The 15594-nt window shown below is 70.8% G+C and carries 16 protein-coding genes and 1 tRNA gene; 7 read left to right on the forward strand and 10 right to left on the reverse strand.

Annotation, left to right across the window (positions count from 1 at the left end):
• Positions 1 to 11 precede the first annotated feature (11 nt).
• The 3 genes from RKD20_RS27590 (at position 12) to RKD20_RS27600 (ending at position 2825) form a co-directional block, all read left to right on the forward strand.
• Positions 12 to 617 (forward strand): lytic polysaccharide monooxygenase auxiliary activity family 9 protein, encoded by a 606-nt coding sequence (locus RKD20_RS27590; RefSeq protein WP_424880050.1) that lies wholly within the window; start codon positions 12 to 14, stop codon positions 615 to 617.
• An 86-nt stretch (positions 618 to 703) separates the two neighbouring features.
• Positions 704 to 1138 carry a hypothetical protein gene (locus RKD20_RS27595; RefSeq protein WP_424880051.1) on the forward strand — a complete coding sequence of 145 codons (435 nt, stop codon included), beginning with the start codon at positions 704 to 706 and terminating at the stop codon, positions 1136 to 1138.
• A gap of 40 nt (positions 1139 to 1178) precedes the next feature.
• Complete coding sequence (locus RKD20_RS27600; protein ID WP_424880052.1) at positions 1179 to 2825, forward strand: long-chain-fatty-acid--CoA ligase; 1647 nt, start codon at positions 1179 to 1181, stop codon at positions 2823 to 2825.
• On the opposite strand, the gene RKD20_RS27605 is transcribed toward RKD20_RS27600, so the two are convergent.
• From RKD20_RS27605 to ehuB, 6 genes are all read right to left on the reverse strand, one after another.
• Positions 2791 to 2864, reverse strand: a tRNA-Lys gene (locus RKD20_RS27605). The two genes, RKD20_RS27600 and RKD20_RS27605, sit on opposite strands and share 35 nt — an antisense overlap.
• A 95-nt stretch (positions 2865 to 2959) precedes the next feature.
• On the reverse strand, positions 2960 to 3718 hold the full coding sequence (locus RKD20_RS27610; protein ID WP_424880053.1) for an IclR family transcriptional regulator: 759 nt from the start codon (positions 3716 to 3718) through the stop codon (positions 2960 to 2962).
• A gap of 221 nt (positions 3719 to 3939) precedes the next feature.
• Positions 3940 to 4716: an ectoine/hydroxyectoine ABC transporter ATP-binding protein EhuA gene (gene ehuA / locus RKD20_RS27615; protein WP_037900152.1), complete on the reverse strand. Its 777-nt coding sequence runs from the start codon at positions 4714 to 4716 to the stop codon at positions 3940 to 3942.
• Positions 4717 to 4726: 10 nt separating this feature from the next.
• Positions 4727 to 5377, reverse strand: a complete 651-nt coding sequence (ehuD, locus tag RKD20_RS27620) for an ectoine/hydroxyectoine ABC transporter permease subunit EhuD (protein ID WP_381331678.1) — start codon at positions 5375 to 5377, stop codon at positions 4727 to 4729.
• Positions 5374 to 6099, reverse strand: coding sequence for an ectoine/hydroxyectoine ABC transporter permease subunit EhuC (ehuC, locus tag RKD20_RS27625; RefSeq protein ID WP_424880054.1), 726 nt, complete (start codon positions 6097 to 6099; stop codon positions 5374 to 5376). The genes ehuD and ehuC overlap by 4 nt, the downstream gene beginning before the upstream one ends.
• Positions 6096 to 7001: an ectoine/hydroxyectoine ABC transporter substrate-binding protein EhuB gene (gene ehuB / locus RKD20_RS27630; RefSeq protein ID WP_424880055.1), complete on the reverse strand. Its 906-nt coding sequence runs from the start codon at positions 6999 to 7001 to the stop codon at positions 6096 to 6098. Before ehuB ends, ehuC begins: the two co-directional genes overlap by 4 nt.
• 97 nt (positions 7002 to 7098) lie before the next feature.
• Between ehuB and RKD20_RS27635 the strand changes: the two genes are divergently transcribed.
• The gene (locus RKD20_RS27635; RefSeq protein WP_424880056.1) at positions 7099 to 7593 is read left to right on the forward strand and encodes a DUF3830 family protein; all 495 of its coding nucleotides are present in this window, start codon (positions 7099 to 7101) and stop codon (positions 7591 to 7593) included.
• Positions 7594 to 7781: 188 nt separating this feature from the next.
• On the opposite strand, the gene RKD20_RS27640 is transcribed toward RKD20_RS27635, so the two are convergent.
• Both RKD20_RS27640 and RKD20_RS27645 read right to left on the reverse strand, forming a co-directional pair.
• On the reverse strand, positions 7782 to 9194 hold the full coding sequence (locus RKD20_RS27640; RefSeq protein WP_424880057.1) for an amidase: 1413 nt from the start codon (positions 9192 to 9194) through the stop codon (positions 7782 to 7784).
• 21 nt (positions 9195 to 9215) lie between these two features.
• Positions 9216 to 10163, reverse strand: a complete 948-nt coding sequence (locus RKD20_RS27645; RefSeq protein ID WP_424880058.1) for a D-2-hydroxyacid dehydrogenase — start codon at positions 10161 to 10163, stop codon at positions 9216 to 9218.
• Positions 10164 to 10360: 197 nt separating this feature from the next.
• Here RKD20_RS27645 and RKD20_RS27650 point away from each other — a divergent pair, with 197 nt between their 5' ends.
• Both RKD20_RS27650 and RKD20_RS27655 read left to right on the forward strand, forming a co-directional pair.
• Entirely contained in the window at positions 10361 to 11206 is an 846-nt protein-coding gene (locus RKD20_RS27650) for a maleate cis-trans isomerase family protein (protein ID WP_424880059.1), read from the forward strand.
• Positions 11203 to 11934 carry a maleate cis-trans isomerase family protein gene (locus RKD20_RS27655; RefSeq protein WP_424880060.1) on the forward strand — a complete coding sequence of 244 codons (732 nt, stop codon included), beginning with the start codon at positions 11203 to 11205 and terminating at the stop codon, positions 11932 to 11934. The genes RKD20_RS27650 and RKD20_RS27655 overlap by 4 nt, the downstream gene beginning before the upstream one ends.
• A gap of 73 nt (positions 11935 to 12007) precedes the next feature.
• Here RKD20_RS27655 and RKD20_RS27660 read toward each other — a convergent pair whose 3' ends face one another.
• Positions 12008 to 12274: a hypothetical protein gene (locus RKD20_RS27660; protein WP_424880061.1), complete on the reverse strand. Its 267-nt coding sequence runs from the start codon at positions 12272 to 12274 to the stop codon at positions 12008 to 12010.
• A 175-nt stretch (positions 12275 to 12449) separates the two neighbouring features.
• On the opposite strand from RKD20_RS27660, the gene RKD20_RS27665 reads away from it, so the two are divergent.
• Entirely contained in the window at positions 12450 to 13571 is a 1122-nt protein-coding gene (locus RKD20_RS27665; protein WP_424880062.1) for an LLM class flavin-dependent oxidoreductase, read from the forward strand.
• Here the strand turns inward: RKD20_RS27665 and RKD20_RS27670 are convergent.
• Positions 13568 to 15382 (reverse strand): putative bifunctional diguanylate cyclase/phosphodiesterase, encoded by a 1815-nt coding sequence (locus RKD20_RS27670; RefSeq protein ID WP_424880063.1) that lies wholly within the window; start codon positions 15380 to 15382, stop codon positions 13568 to 13570. The two genes, RKD20_RS27665 and RKD20_RS27670, sit on opposite strands and share 4 nt — an antisense overlap.
• Positions 15383 to 15594 lie beyond the last annotated feature (212 nt).

The following is a 15594-nucleotide window of genomic DNA, read 5'->3' on the forward strand; positions in this document are numbered from 1 at the left end:
GGAGCGGCAGCATGCGCAAAAAGACCAAGTGGTACGCCGCCGTGGTGGGCCTCGCCACCACCGGAGCCGTCGTGCTCTCCTCCGGCGGCGCCAGCAGCCATGGCTACACCGACCTCCCCATCAGCAGGCAGAAGCTCTGCCAGAACGGCACCGTGGCGAACTGCGGCGACATCCAGTGGGAGCCGCAGAGCGTCGAGGGCCCCAAGGGCTTCCCGGCCGGCGGACCCGCCGACGGCCAGATATGCAACGGCGGCGTGAGCCGCTTCAGCCAGCTCAGCGCGCCCAGGACCCCGTCAGGCACGGCCTGGCCGGCGACCAAGGTGACGGGCGGCCAGAGCTACACCTTCCGCTGGCAGTTCACCGCCATGCACGCCACGACCGACTTCAAGTACTACGTCACCAAGGCGGGCTGGAACCAGAACCACAACCTGGCCCGCTCCGACCTCAACCTCACCCCGTTCCTGACCGTCCCCTACAACGGCCAGCGACCCCCCTCCACCCTCTCGCACAGCGGCACCCTGCCGTCCGGGCTCAGCGGACGGCATGTGATCGTCGCGGTGTGGACGATCGCCGACACGACGAACGCGTTCTACGCCTGCTCGGACGTCACGTTCTGAGCATCGCTTGAGACAGTCCAGGCGTCCCCCGGGGTAGGTTTCCCCACACGATCACGCGATCGGTGCCTGACCTCGGGGGATCTGTCATGGACGCCATCTTCTACGTCGTTCCCGGCCTCATCATGGCCGTGGCCCTCACCGGCGCGTACCTCATGGTGCGGCGCTGGCTGCGGATGCGCAGAGCCTGGACGAGCGGGCTCACCGCCGAGGCGCGGTGCCTGCGGGTGTACACCGTGGCGCACGGCGGCGGCGACAGCCGGGTGCGCACGAGCCTGCGTCATGTATACGAGTTCAGGGCCCGCGACGGCCGTGTCGTCCGTTTCGAGGAGGAGGGCGGCCCGGGCACCGTGCTCGAGGGCGATGTCGTCACCGCGCACTACGCCGAAGGCCCCCGCATCGTGGCCACGGCCCGTCCCGCCGGCGGCGGGACGGGCTGCGCCGCCTTCGCGGTGGTGGCCTTCGCCGGGGTGGTCGTCCTGGTCTGCGTCGGCTTCATGGCCTCCTTCGCCGCGATGTCCTAGACCTCCACATCTGACGATCCGTCAACTACCGTACGCCCCCATGGACTCCAGGAGGCGTACGGTCGCGGAGCTCGTCGCCGGCCGGTGGGGCGACCACCGGCCCGGACTGTGGTTCGAGGGGCGGGTGCTCACCCACCACGAGGTGGCGGCGGGCGCCGCCGCCCGGGCCGCACTGCTCACCGACCTGCTGCCGGGCGCCGGGGCCCACATCGGCGTGCTGCTCGACAACATCCCCGAATACCCGCAGTGGCTGGGCGCCGCCGCCCTCGCCCGCGCCGCCGTCGCCGGCATCAACCCCACCCGCCGCGGCGCCGAGCTCGCCCGCGACATCCTGCACACCGAGTGCCGCCTGCTGGTCACCGAACCGTCCCAACTCCCCTTGCTGCGCGGCCTCGTTCTCCCCGGCACCCGCCTGCTGGTGATCGGCACCGAGGAGTACGACACCCTGCTGGCGCCCTACGCCGACGCCGAACCGGACGCCTCCCGCGCCGCGCCCGACGACCGGCTGCTCCTCTACTTCACCTCCGGCTCGACCGGCGCCCCCAAGGCCGCGCTCTGCTCCCAGGGCCGCCTCGCCGCCGCCGGGCGCTCGCTGGCCGAACAGTTCCGGCTCGGCCCTGACGGGGTGCACTACATCTGCATGCCGATGTTCCACGGCAACGCGGTGATCGCCGACTGGGCGCCCGCGCTGGCGACCGGGGCGGGCATCGCGCTCAGGCGGCGGTTCTCGGCCTCGGGGTTCCTGGCGGACGTGCGCGCGTACGGGGCGACGTACTTCACCTATGTCGGCCGGGCGATCCAGTACGTCCTGGCCACCGAGGAGCGCGAGGACGACCGGGACAACCCGCTGCGGCTCGGCTTCGGCACCGAGGCGGGGGCCGTGGACGCGGCGGCCTTCGAGCGGCGGTTCGGGGTGCGGCTGGTCGAGGGGTACGGGTCCTCCGAGGGCGGCGCGGCGATCCAGTGGGCGCCGGGGACTCCGCGGGGCGCGGTCGGGCGGGCGGGGCCCGGGCTCGTCGTACTCGATCAGGAGACGGGGGAGGAGTGTCCGCCGGCACGGTTCGACGCGGCCGGGCGGCTGCTGAACGGGGATTCGGCGATAGGGGAACTGGTGAACAGGGCCCCGAACCCCTTCGAGGGGTACTGGCGCAACCCCGAGGCGGAGGCCGAGCGCCGCCGGGGAGGCTGGTACTGGACCGGCGATCTCTTCTACCGGGACGCCGACGGCTACCTCTACTTCGCGGGCCGCACCGACGACCGGCTCCGCGTCGACAGCGAGAACCTGGCGGCCGCGATGATCGAGAACATCGTCGCCCGCTACGAGGGGGCGGTGGCCGTCGCCGTCTACGCGGTGCCCGATCCGGTGACAGGGGACCAGGTGATGGCGACCGTCGCGGGGACCTTCGATCCGGTGGCCTTCGCGGACTTCCTGGAAGCCCAGCCCGATCTCGGCACGAAGATGGCGCCCCGGTTCGTGCGGGTGGTGGAGCGGATGCCGGTCACGGCGACGAACAAGATCAACCGAGCGCTGCTCAGGAAGGAGGGCCTGCGCTGCACGGACCCGGTGTGGTGGCGGCCGCCGGGAACAGGGACGTACCGGCGCCTGGAAAACGCCGAAGGGCCTCTCGCTCCCACGAGAGGCCCTTCACCGGTGCGCCGCCAGGGACTCGAACCCCGGACCCGCTGATTAAGAGTCAGCTGCTCTAACCAACTGAGCTAGCGGCGCATGACTCTCGCCCTCCGCCTTCGGCGGCTGGCGACAGAGAAAATAGTACCCGGTCGGAAGGGGTGCTTCTGACCACGGCCCCGCGGGCAGTCGCCCTAGATCGTCAGTGACAGCAGTACCGGAGCCGCCCCACGGTTCAAGCGGTCCGTCGCCTGGCGCAGACGGTGGGCCTGGTCGACCGGCAGGGACAGCGCGAGGCATCCCACCAGCGAACCCGCGGTGATCGGCACCGCCGCGCACACCGTGCCCACCGCGTACTCCTGGAGGTCGAGGTGGGGGACCGTCGGCGGCTGGGCGTCCAGGCGGGAGAGCAGCAGCTTGTCGTTGGTGATGGTCCGCGAGGTGAGGCGGGTCATGCGGTGCCGGGAGAGGTGGTCGCGGCGCCCGTTGTGGTCCAGCTGGCTGAGCAGGCTCTTGCCGAGCGCGGTGGCGTGCGCGGAGGAGCGGAAGTCCACCCACTCGTTGACCGCCGGGGTCGCGGGACCGTCGGCGTACTGGGCGATGGTGACCTCGCCGTCGACGTACCGGCTGATGTAGACGGCCGCGCCGATCGAGTCGCGCAGTTCGTCGAGGGTGTGTTGGAGCTGGTCGCGCAGGGCCTCGTCACGGTCGTGCACCGAGGTGAGCCTGGTCAGGGCGTCCCCCGTCACATACGCGCCGTCGGCGACCTGCTCGACGTACCCCTCGCGGCGCAGCATCCTCAGGAGCGTGGTCAGTCGCTCCGGGTCGAGGCCGGTGGTACGGGCGAGTTCGACGTCGGTGACTCCGGCGGTGTGCCGTGCCACGGTCTCCAGGACGCGCAGCGCGTCCTGAGCCGAGTGGTACGGCGCGGTCGGCTCGTGCTTCAGCGCCACGGTGTTCCCCCTGCGCTCGCTCGGTCGCACTACTACTGGGCCGTAATCCAGACAGCGATCCCCTCCACGATAACCGGCAAAAGGCTTGTAGCGAGCGGCTGTTGACGAGATTCCGTCCCCGGGCCAAGCCCTCTCAGCAGGGGCGTCGACACGCTGGCATATGCCAGAGGTATGACCCGGGTCCGGGACCTCGAAGGTTGAACGTTGTTCATTTCCGGGAGTCAGAGAACCGCGCTCAGAAATTCCCGTGTGCGGTCCTGCGCGGGGTCGCTGAAGATCTTCTCCGGCGGGCCCGACTCGATGATGCGGCCCGAGTCGAACATCAGGACCTGGTCGGAGATGTCCCGGGCGAAGTTCATCTCGTGGGTCACGCAGAGCATCGTGATGTCGGTGGTGCGGGCGATGTCCCGCAGCACGTCGAGGACGCCGGCGACCAGCTCCGGGTCGAGAGCCGAGGTCACCTCGTCGAGCAGCAGCACCCGCGGCCGCATGGCCAGTGCCCGGGCGATCGCCACCCGCTGCTGCTGCCCGCCGGACAGCTGGGTCGGCCGGGCTCCGGCCTTGTCGGCGAGGCCCACCAGGTCGAGCAGCTCACGCGCGCGTGCCTCCGCCTCGTCCTTGGACATGCCGAGGACGGTGACGGGCGCCTCGGTGATGTTCCTGAGGACCGACATGTTCGGGAAGAGGTTGAACTGCTGGAAGACCATCCCGATCTTCTTGCGGACCTCGCGCAGCTGCTTCTCCGGCGCCGGGAACAGCTTCTCGCCGTCGACGGTGACCGTCCCCTCGTCGGGCTTGGTCAGCGTCATCAGCATCCGCAGGATCGTGGTCTTGCCGGATCCGGAGGGGCCGATCAGCGTCACGTGCTTGCCGGAGTCGACGGAGAAGTTCAGCCGGTCCAGGACCGTGTTCGACCCGAAGCGCTTGGTCACGTCCTCGAAGCGGATCAGCTCACTGCCGTCCACCGGCGGGTTGGTGTTCGCGTCGGGTTCTTTCATGAGGGGAGTGTCAGCGGACAAGACGTCGCTCCAGGGATCGCAGAAGAAGGGAGGCCAGATAGGAGATGACGATGAAGGCCACGCCGATCACGGTCAGCGGCTCGGTGAACTGGAAGTGCTCCTGGGCGAACAGCCGCGCCTCGCCGAGCATCTCCAGGACCGTGATGACCATCAGCATCGGGGTGTCCTTGAGCATCGAGATCACGTAGTTGCCGAGGGCCGGCACGACCCGGCGGATCGCCTGCGGCAGGATCACCACCTGCCAGGTCCGCACCCGCGGCAGGTTCAGAGCCGTCGCCGCCTCCCACTGACCGGGCGGCACCGCCTCGATACCGGCCCGGTAGACCTGCATCGTGTACGTCGAGTAGTGCAGCCCGATGCCGATGACACCGGTGGCCAGCGCCGAGAGGGTCACGCCCCACTCGGGCAGCACGTAGAAGAGGAAGAACAGCTGGACCAGCAGCGGGGTGTTGCGCACGAACTCCGTGACCACCCCGACCGGCCAGCGCACGAACCGCGAGGGCGCGCGCATCAGCAGCGCCCACACCAGGCCCAGCGCGAACGAGATCAGCGAGCCGAGCGCGAGGGCCTGCAGGGTGACCAGCAGACCGTCCCAGAACTGCGGCATGAAGTCGCTTACGGCACTCCAGTCCCACGTCATGCGACCTGACCTCCTACGCCCGTCGTCTGGGCACGCTTCAGCTCGGCGTCGGTGTCAAGACCGCGTTGGGGCTCCTTGCCGACCCCCGCCTTCAGCCTCTTCTCCAGGCCCCGCATCAACCGCGTGAGGAGGAAGGCGATCACGAAGTAGATGAGCAGCAGATACGTGTAGATCCCGGCGCTCTCCTGGAGCGCGAGCCGCACCAGGTTGCCGCTGAACGCCAGGTCGCCCATGCCCATCACGGACACCAGCGCGGTGCCCTTGAGCAGCTCGATCAGCAGGTTGGAGAACGGCGGGATCATCTCCGGCACCGCCTGCGGCAGCAGGATCAGCCGCATCCGCTGCCAGGGCGTGAAGCTCAGCGCGATCCCGCCCTCCTGCTGCGCCGGGTCGACCGCCTTGAGCGCCCCGCGCACGATCTCGGAGCCGTACGCCCCGTAGGTCAGGCCGAGCGCGAGGGTGCCCGCCCACATCGGGGGGACCAGCTGCCAGCCGAAGGCCGGGGGCAGCACGAAGAACACCCAGAAGATCATCACCAGCGCGGAGGTGCCGCGGAACACCTCGGTGTAGAAGCCCGCGAGGAAGCGGACGATCCACAGCCGGTGGGTGCGCGCGACGCCGACCACGAAGGACACGGCGGCGGCGAGGATCGCGCTGAAGAACAGCAGCTGGACGGTGGTCCAGATGCCCTTGAACACCAGTTCCCAGAGTCCGGAGGTCATCCGCCGCAGAGCTCCTTCGCCGTCAGGTCCGTCATCTCGGCCCGCGTGAACCCGAAGGGCTTGAGGACCCGGAGCAGTTCCCCGCTCTTCTTCAGCTTCCGCAGCTCGGCGTTGAAGGCGTCCCGCAGGTTCGTCTCGGTGCGACGGAACGCGAAGGCACCGCCGTCGATGTGCGGCTTGCCGCCCACGGTCGGGGTGAAGGCCTTCGTCGCCTCCGCCTTGGCCGATTTCTTCACCACCTCACGGGTGGTGAGCGCGGTCCCGGCGAACACGTCGACGCGCCCCGCCTCCACCGCGTTCAGCCCCGCGACCTGATCGGGAACGATCAGGATGTCGCTCTCCTTGTATCCCGCCTCGACGGCGTACCCGATCTCCGCATAGCCGGTACCGGTGGCGAACTTCGCCTTCTTCGCGACGACGTCCTTGTAGTTGTGAAGACCTTTGGGATTTCCCTTGCGCACGATGAAGGAATCGAGCATCTGGTAGTCGGGATCTGCGAAGATCACCTGTTCGCAGCGTTCCGGGGTGACGTACATCCCGGCCGCCACGACATCGAACTGCTGCGAATTCAGCCCGGGAATGAGTGAGCCGAACTCGGTGGGCACGGGCTGCACCCGGTCCACCCCGAGCCGCTTGAATACGACCTTCGCGAGTTCGGGTGCCTCGCCGGTCAGGTCGCCGTTCTTGTCGATGTATCCGAAGGGGATCTCACCCGCGATTCCCAGCCGTACGACACCTGCCGCTCTGAGTCGGTCGAGCAGTTCACCGCCTCCTGTGGTGGAGGCGGTGGCCACACGTGAGCAGCCGGCCGCGCCCAGCGCGCCGAGCGCCGCTACCCCCGCGAGCAGCGACCGGCGGGTGGTCCCGGATATGTGTTCGCCGTGTTCCAGTGGTGGAGCCATGGCGGCGCGGCTACCCGACCGGATGCGACTTATGCGGATCGATTTGAGCCCACTTTTCTACCGAGGCCCCCTTGACCGGCGGGGGACCATGGAATGCATGGCTGACCGCTACATCGAAGTCTCGCTGGTCAAGCGCGGGATCACCGCCAGGGCAAAGCTCCTCGACGACCGGGCGCCGATCACCTGCGCGGCCGTATGGGACGCCCTCCCGCTCGCCGGTGACGTCTATCACGCGAAGTACGCACGCAACGAGATCTACGCCCTTTTCCCGCCGTTCGCGGAAACAGAGCCACCCCTGGAAAATCCGACAGTTACCCCGATTCCCGGAGATCTCTGCTATTTCTCCTTCGCGGGCACGGAACTCGGCACGAAGTCCTACGGCTACGACCGCGTGGTCCGCGCGGGCACGACGGTGGTCGACCTGGCCCTGTTCTACGAGCGCAACAACCTGCTCCTGAACGCCGACGTCGGTTGGGTGCCGGGCATCGTCTGGGGCCAGGTGGTGGAGGGGCTGGACGCCCTGGCCGAGGGCTGCAACGACCTCTGGCGCTCGGGCGCCCTCGGCGAGAGCCTGCGTTTCAGCCGGGCCTAGGCCCTGTCGTTTGGTTCAGCCCGGCGTCGCGGGGTCTGGCACGCGCCCCCCAGCCTTCGGCCGGGAGGTGCCCCCACCGCGTCGACTCCTTCCTCCGCCTTGCAGCTGCACGCACCAGACCCCGCTCGGGTCGGCCGGAAGGAACCGCACCTCACAGCCGACCTGATCCAAACGACAGGGCCTAGCCCTCACCTCGCGTGGGCCGCGACAGGCGGCCGGATGCCCGCTGCCTCCGCCTCGTACAGGGCGTGGGCCGCCCGCAGCACCAGGTCGTCCCGGTGCCGGGCCGCCACGATCTGGAGCCCCACCGGCAGCCCGTCGCCGTCCGTGCCGACGGGCACGCTCGCCGCCGGCTGCTGCGTCATGTTGAAGGGGTACGTGAACGGCGTCCACCCCGTCCAGCGGTGGTGCCCCGAGCCCTTCGGGACCTCCGTGCCCGCCTCGAACGCGGTGATCGGCAGGGCCGGGGTGACCAGCAGGTCGTAGGAATCGTGGAAACGGCCCATCCGGCGCCCGAGGTCCATCCGGACGTCCACCGCGGCCAGGTAGTCGAGCGCGCTCATGCGGGCCCCGCGGCCGCAGATCTCCCGGAGCCCCGGGTCCAGCACCTCCCGCTGGTGCGGCCCGAGATGCTGGGTCACCCGGGCCGCCCCGCTGAACCACAGGGTGTGGAAGGCGTCCACGGGATCGGTGAAGTCGGGGTCGGCCTCGGTGACGTACGCGCCGAGTCCGGCCAGCCGCTCCACGGCACGGCGGACCGCGGCCGCGACCCCGGGCTGCACGGCCACCTGGCCGCCGAGGGACGGCGAGTAGGCCACCCGCAGCCCGCGCACCCCGCCCGCGAGGGCCGCCGTGTACGGGCCGGCCGCCGGGCCCAGCGCCGACCAGTCACGGGAATCCGGCACGCCGATGACGTCGAGCAGCAGCGCCGCGTCGGCCGCGTCCCGGGTCATCGGGCCGACATGGGCGAGGGTGCCGAAGGCGCTCGCCGGGTAGAGCGGCACCCGCCCGTACGTCGGCTTCAGGGCGAAGATCCCGCAGAACGCGGCCGGGATACGGACACTGCCCCCGCCGTCCGTGCCGAGCGCGAGCGGCCCCGCGCCGAGCGCCACGGCCGCCGCGGCACCCCCGCTGGAGCCGCCCGCGGTGCGCGTCGGGTCGTAGGGATTGCGGGTCACGCCCGACAGCGGTGAGTCCGTGACGCCCTTCCAGCCGAACTCCGGAGTGGTCGTCTTGCCGAGGAACACGGCGCCCTGCTCGCGCAGTCGGGCGACGGAGGGGGCGTCCTCGTCCCACGTGCCGTTCTCCGAGATCGTCTTGGAGCCCTTCAGGGTCGGGGCGCCGCGCGTCAGCAGGATGTCCTTCACCGTGACCGGAACGCCGTCCACCGCGCCGCACGGCTCCCCGCGCCGCCAGCGGTCGGCCGACGCGCGCGCCTGCGCCAGGGCCTCCTCGCCGGTCAGCCGTACGAAGGCGGTCACCTCGGGCTGGATCCGCTCCGCCCGCTCCAGGGCCGCCCGGGTGGCCTCCACGGGGCTGAACTCCCCCTTGCGGTAACCCTCGACGAGTTGTACGGCGGTCAGTCCGGTGAGGTCCTGCATCTGCTGCCCCTCGCTCGACGTTCAGTGCCCTGGTACATACCCGCGCTTCTTGTCGACCACGTTCGGCAGAGATCTGCCCGCCTCCCAGCGGTCGTACAACTCCACGAACTGCGTGCCGAGTTCATCGCGCCAGCCGACCGTGTCACCGCTCATGTGCGGGGACACGATCAGACCCGGGACCCGCCACAACGGGCTCTCGGGCGGCAGGGGTTCGGTGTCGAACACGTCGAGGGCGGCCCCGGCGATCCACCGCTTGGACACCGCCTCCACCAGCGCCTCCTCGACGACCAGCTGACCCCGGCCGATGTTGATGAACCGGGCGGAGGGCTGCATCATCCCGAAGCGGCGGGCGTCGAACATGCCGTGTGTCTCCGCGGTGAGCGGGGCGGCCGCGATCACCCAGTCGGCGCGGGCCATCAGCCGGTCGAGGTCGTCGGGGCCGTGGATGCCGGTGCGGGGGCGGCGGCCGACCAGGGCGGTCGTGATGCCGAGCGCCTTGAGCGTGCTCACGATCGCCCGGCCGATGGGCCCGGAGCCGACCACGCACGCGCGCGTGCCGGCCACCCGCTGGGACTCCCGATGCCGCCACACGCCCTCGCGTTGCAGCTCCAGGGTCCGGGGCAGGTCCTTCGCCATCGTCAGGACCAGCGCGGCCACGTACTCGGCGATCGGCTGGTCGAAGACCCCGCGCGCGTTGGTCACCACCGTGTCGGAGACGGCTAGTTCGGGACACATCAGGTGGTCCACGCCCGCGCTCGCCGTGTGCACCCAGCGGGGCCGAGGCCCCTCGCCCGGCCAGGCGTCGCGCACCGCGGTCGAGGCGAAGTCCCAGACCAGCAGCACGTCGGCGGACGGCAGTCGCTCGGCGAGCGTGGTCCCGTCCGCGTGCTCGATCCGGGCCCGGCCGGTGAGCCGGCCGAGGCGCGGCGGGGGGTCGGCGTCAAGGACCAGAAGGGTGGGGACGGACATCGAGCCACCGTTTCTACGGGTTGTCGCGGGGCTGCCGGGCGTCTGACGTGGGCGGGAAACCGGCGGCTACCCCGGTGTTTACATGTGCTTGACATGGGCGGATTGACCACGCTCGCACCCGAACCTACCTTCGTCAACACGGACGTTGTGTACGTTCCGCTGTCCCTCCGTCTCTCACCGTGAGGCCGGTCTTCGTCATGGACGTTTCGTTTCTAGGTGGTCCGCGCCCTCAGCGCGGTGTCGGTGTCGTCGCCCCCTTCGACTTCGCGCTGGATCGCGAGCTGTGGCGCTGGGTCCCCGACGAGATCTCGCTCCATCTGACCCGCACCCCGTACGTCCCCGTCGAGGTCAGCCTCGACCTGGCCCGGCTGGTCAGCGAGCACGCGACCCTGCACGAGGCCGTGCGCACGCTCAACGCCATCGCCCCCGAGATCGTCGCCTACGCCTGCACCTCCGGCAGCTTCGTCGGCGGGGTCGCAGGCGAACGCGCCATGTGCGCGGCCATGACCAGGGCGGGCGCGGTCCCGTCCCTGACCACCTCCGGCGCCCTCCTGGACGCCCTCGTCGAGCTCGACGTACGACGGGTGGCGCTGGTGACGCCCTACACGGTGTCGGTGACCAGGTCGCTGGAGGAGTACGTCGCCGAGGCGGGTGTCGCGGTCACCGGCTGCGCCTACATGGGCCTGACCCGGCACATCTGGAAGGTGCCCTACCGGCAGGTCTCCGAGATGGCCCACAAGGCCGTACGGGCCGACGCCCAGGCGCTGTTCATCAGCTGCACCAACCTGCCGACGTACGACGTCATCCCGCAACTGGAGGCGGAGCTGCGGATACCGGTGATCTCGGCCAACCAAGTGACGATGTGGGCGGCCTTACGCCGATTGGGTACCCGAGCCGTGGGACCGTACCAGGCGCTGATCGACCCGGCGGCGAGGACCGGTCCCGTGCGCCCGGAGCTACCGGGCCTGCGCCCGGAGATTCCGGGTCTGCCGGAAGTCCGGGGCCTGCCGGACGAAGAACAGCAGCAGGAAGGCTGGACATGACCGCACTCGGATTCCTCTACCCGGGCCACTCCGCGGAGGACGACTACCCGCGCATCGAACAGCTCCTGGGCAGCGACATCCGCCTGGACGTGGTCCACACCGACATCGGCACGGACGCCCACCGCGTGGACGCCCTCCTGGAGATGGGCTCCGCCGAGCGGCTCGCCGCGGGCGTCGAGGAGCTGCGCATGTCGGGCGCCGAGTCCGTCGTCTGGGCCTGCACCAGCGGCAGCTTCGTGCACGGCTGGGAAGGCGCCCAGGAGCAGGTCCGCACCCTGGCCCGCACGGCCGGCCTGCCCGCCTCCTCGACCTCCTTCGCCTTCGTGCACGCGGCCCAGGAGATCGAGGCCGGGCGGGTGGCGGTCGCGGCGACCTACCCGGACGACGTGGCGGGCCTGTTCGCCGAGTTCCTGCGGGCGGGCGGGATCCAGGTCGGCCAGGTCCGCGGCGCCGGGATCATCACCGCCGCGGAGGTCGGCACCTGGGGCGAGGAGGAGGTCTTCGCGCTGGCCCGGCAGGCCGACTCGCCGGACGCCGAGGCGGTGCTCCTCCCGGACACCGCCCTCCACACGGCCGGCCACATCCAGGCCCTGGAGAAGGAACTCGGCAAGCCGGTCCTCACCGCGAACCAGGTCACCGTCTGGGAGGCCCTGAGGCTGACCGACCGCCGGGTGAACGCTCCGGCGATGGGGGCGCTGTTCACGCGGGAGCCGATCGTCCAGGTGTGAGGCGGACGGCTTCAGGCGCTCACCGCCGACGCTCCAGCGGGGCCTCGGTGGTGAGCGCCCCGAGGTGCCCTCCTCAGAGCCGGGTCAGCCCCCGGCGCCGGATGCCGATGACCCGCATGGTCAGACCGATCGTGAGCAGGGCGAGGGCCACCACGCTGTACGCCCACGAGCCGGTGCCGCGTACGGCGTCGATGGTGGCCAGGATCACCCACAGGGCGGCGACGACACTCAGCGCGGTCCACGCGATGTCGGCGATACGGATGGACAACTGGGCGCGCTGCCTGGTGCCGGGTTCGAGCGGCCCGAGGTCCGACGGCTGAGGTGTGTTCTCCCGCGTCATGGGCGATCCCTTCCGGTCTGTGAGGTTGTGCGCTCCGGGTACCCGAGGGCCTTGGGGGCAAGCGGTCAAGTGGCGTACGGGATACGGAAGATGGGGCTCCAGGGAGACCTGTGACCGCGCCGGGGAATAACCGGGGACACTCTCCTGTTGTTGCGTGGACGACAGCGCACGGCTCATGAGCAGGAGGCACCCCACCGTGGCGGAAGACGAGATCCGAGGTACTGCACAGGGCACCGCCCCCGTACCTCTCTCGGTACTCGACCTGGTCACCGTCGGCGCCGGACGTACGGCCACCGACGCCCTGCGCACCAGTGTCGCCATTGCGAGGCTCGCGGAGTCCCGCGGCTTCCACCGCTACTGGGTCGCCGAGCACCACTCCATGCCGGGCGTGGCGTCCTCCTCGCCCGCGGTGATCCTCGCCCACCTCGCCGCCCACACCAGCCGCATCCGGCTCGGCTCGGGCGGCGTCATGCTCCCCAACCACGCCCCGCTGGTGATCGCGGAGCAGTTCGGCACGCTGGAGGCGCTGGCCCCCGGCCGGGTCGACCTGGGCCTCGGCCGGGCCCCGGGCACGGACGGCGCCACCGCCGCCGCCCTGCGCCGCAGCGACCGGCTGCGTGAGGGCGCCGACGACTTCCCCGAGCAGCTCATGGAGCTCACCCGCTTCCTGGACGACGACTTCCCCGACGGCCACCCCTACCGCCGGATCCACGCCGTGCCCGGCCCCGTCCAGGCGACCTCGCCGGGCGGTGTCCAGTCCCCGCACCGCCCGCCCGTCTGGCTGCTCGGCTCCTCCGGCTTCAGTGCGCGGCTGGCCGGCTCCCTCGGCCTGCCCTTCGCCTTCGCGCACCACTTCTCGGCGCAGAACACCATCCCGGCCCTGGACCTGTACCGCGAGTCCTTCCGGCCCTCCGCGGTCCTGGCCGAGCCGTACGCCCTCATCGGCGTCTCCGCCCTCGCCACCGACGACGAGAAGGAGGCCCGCCGCCAGGTCCGCGCCGCCGCGCTCAGCATGATCCGGCTGCGCACCGGCCGCCCGGGCCTGGTCCCCACCCCCGAGGAGGCGGAGGCGTACGAGTTCAGCCCGATGGAGGAGGAGTTCGCCACCTCCTGGAACGCCAACGTCATCCACGGCACTGCCGACGAGGTCCGCGCCGGCCTCGACGACCTCCACAAGCGCACCGGCGCCGACGAGCTGATGCTCACGGGCAACGCCCACAGCGGTGACGTACGCCTGCGTTCGTACGAACTCGTGGCGGACGCCTACGGCCTCCCCACGGCCGCCGCGGCCTCCTAGGCCTGCACGCCCATCAGCCCGGAGATACGATCCGGCGACACCGGCCGCGAGTACAGCCACCCCTGGCCGGTGTCGCAGCCGATGCGGCGCAGCCGGCTGGCCTGGGCCGAGGTCTCGACGCACTCCGCGGTGACGGTGAGGCCGAGGCGGTGGGCGAGCTGGATCATCGCCTCGACGACGACTTCGTCGGCCGGGTTCGGGGGGACGCCCTCACCCTCGTACTGGAAGCCCCGTACGAAGGAGCCGTCCAGTTTCAGGACGGAGACCGGCAGGCGGCTGAGGTAGGCGAGGTTCGAGTAACCGGTGCCGAAGTCGTCGATCGCGATGCCGACGCCCATGTCGCTCAGCGCCTGGAGGGCCTGGAGCGGACGGCCCGCGGAGCCCATCACCGCGGACTCGGTGAGTTCGAGCTGGAGCAGGTGCGGGGCCAGCCCGGTCTCCGCGAGGGTCTTCGCCACGTCCGCGACCAGGTCGGAGTCCCAGACCTGACGGACCGCCACGTTGACGCTGACGAAGATCGGCGGCTCGTCGGGGTGGTCCAGCTGCCACTGCCGGGCCTGTCGGCAGGCGGTGGCCAGGATCCAGCGGCCGAGCGGGACGATCGAGCCGTCCTCCTCGGCCAGTTGGATGAACCGATTCGGCGTCAGCATGCCGAACTGCGGGTGGTCCCAGCGGATGAGCGCCTCGACCCCGCGCAGCCGGCCGTCCTCCATGCCGACCAGCGGCTGGTACTCCAGCCTGAACTCGCCGCGCTCGATGGCCGGGCGCAGCGTGGAGGCGAGGGCCTGACGGGTCATGCGGTGGGCGTTGCGCTCGGGATCGAACAGCGTCCAGCGGTCCCGCCCGTCGGCCTTGGCCCAGTACAACGTGGTGTCGGCGGCCTGCATCAGGCCCGTCGCCGAGGTGCCCGCCGCCCGGCGCTCGACGACCCCGATCGACGCCGACACCGACATCCGGTGGCCGGAGAGGTCGAAGGGCGCCTGGATCGCCTTCAGCAGGGACTCGGCGAGGTCGGCGAGCTGTTCCGTGCCGGTGGAGTCCTCGACGAGCAGCGCGAACTCGTCGCCGCCCAGCCGCGCCACCAGGGGAGCGGTCGCCCGGTCGTGGCCGGCCTCGTCCGCGCAGCGCGTCAGGCGCTCGGCGACGGCGGCCAGCAGCCGGTCGCCCACCCGGTGCCCGAGGGTGTCGTTGACGGCCTGGAACCCGTCGAGGTCCAGATAGCACAGCCCGATCCGGCCCGTGCCGCCCTGCTCGTACGACTCCGGCTCCAGCGCGGCCGTCAGCCGCTCGAAGAACAGCGTGCGGTTGGGCAGCCGGGTCACCGGGTCGTGCATCTGCAAGTGCCGCAGCCGCGCCTGCAGTTCACGGCGGGCGGTGATGTCGGCGACGGAGAGCAGGACGCCGGGGGAGCCGTGCGCGTCCCCGGCCAGAGGCGTGACCGTGATCTGCGCCCACATGGAGTGCCCGTCGGGATGCTTGAGCCGGCGCTTGCAGCGCAGCTTCGCCTGCCGGCCGCGCAGCACCTCGCGATAGGCGTGCCGGGTACGCGTGTCCGAGGCCAGGTCCACCAGGTCGGCGGCCAGGGTCCCGGACAACTCCTCCGGTGCGGCGCCGAGCAGCTCCCCGAAGGCGGGGTTGGCGTCGACGACCGTGCCCTCGCGGTCCACCACGGCCATGGCCAGCGGTGCCGCCGCGAACGCCGCGCGATGCGACGGCGGCTCGGTACGAAAAGGTGTCGCGATGTCACTCTCTGTTACGGCCGACCCGTCGAGGTCTGTCGCGGGCGCCGGCCCTTCGGACGTTCCGTTCACCGCTAGCTCCCGCAGTGCACTCGATCGCTGTCCGCGCAGGAAAGTGTGCCGATCATAGAGGCTGCCCCCGGGCCCTTCCAGCCATTGCCCAGTCTCGGGGACCGGCAACCCCTTCTGGCAGATCGTTTCTGCCCGCAGCTGGACGGGTTCTTCAGGCGGGAGACCGGTTGTGACGTTCCGTGAGTGATTCGGGGGTGTCGGCCGGTTCGGCA

It is taken from the genome of Streptomyces sp. SLBN-8D4 (genome assembly GCF_049739545.1).
In the GTDB taxonomy this organism is placed as follows: domain Bacteria; phylum Actinomycetota; class Actinomycetes; order Streptomycetales; family Streptomycetaceae; genus Streptomyces; species Streptomyces canus_C.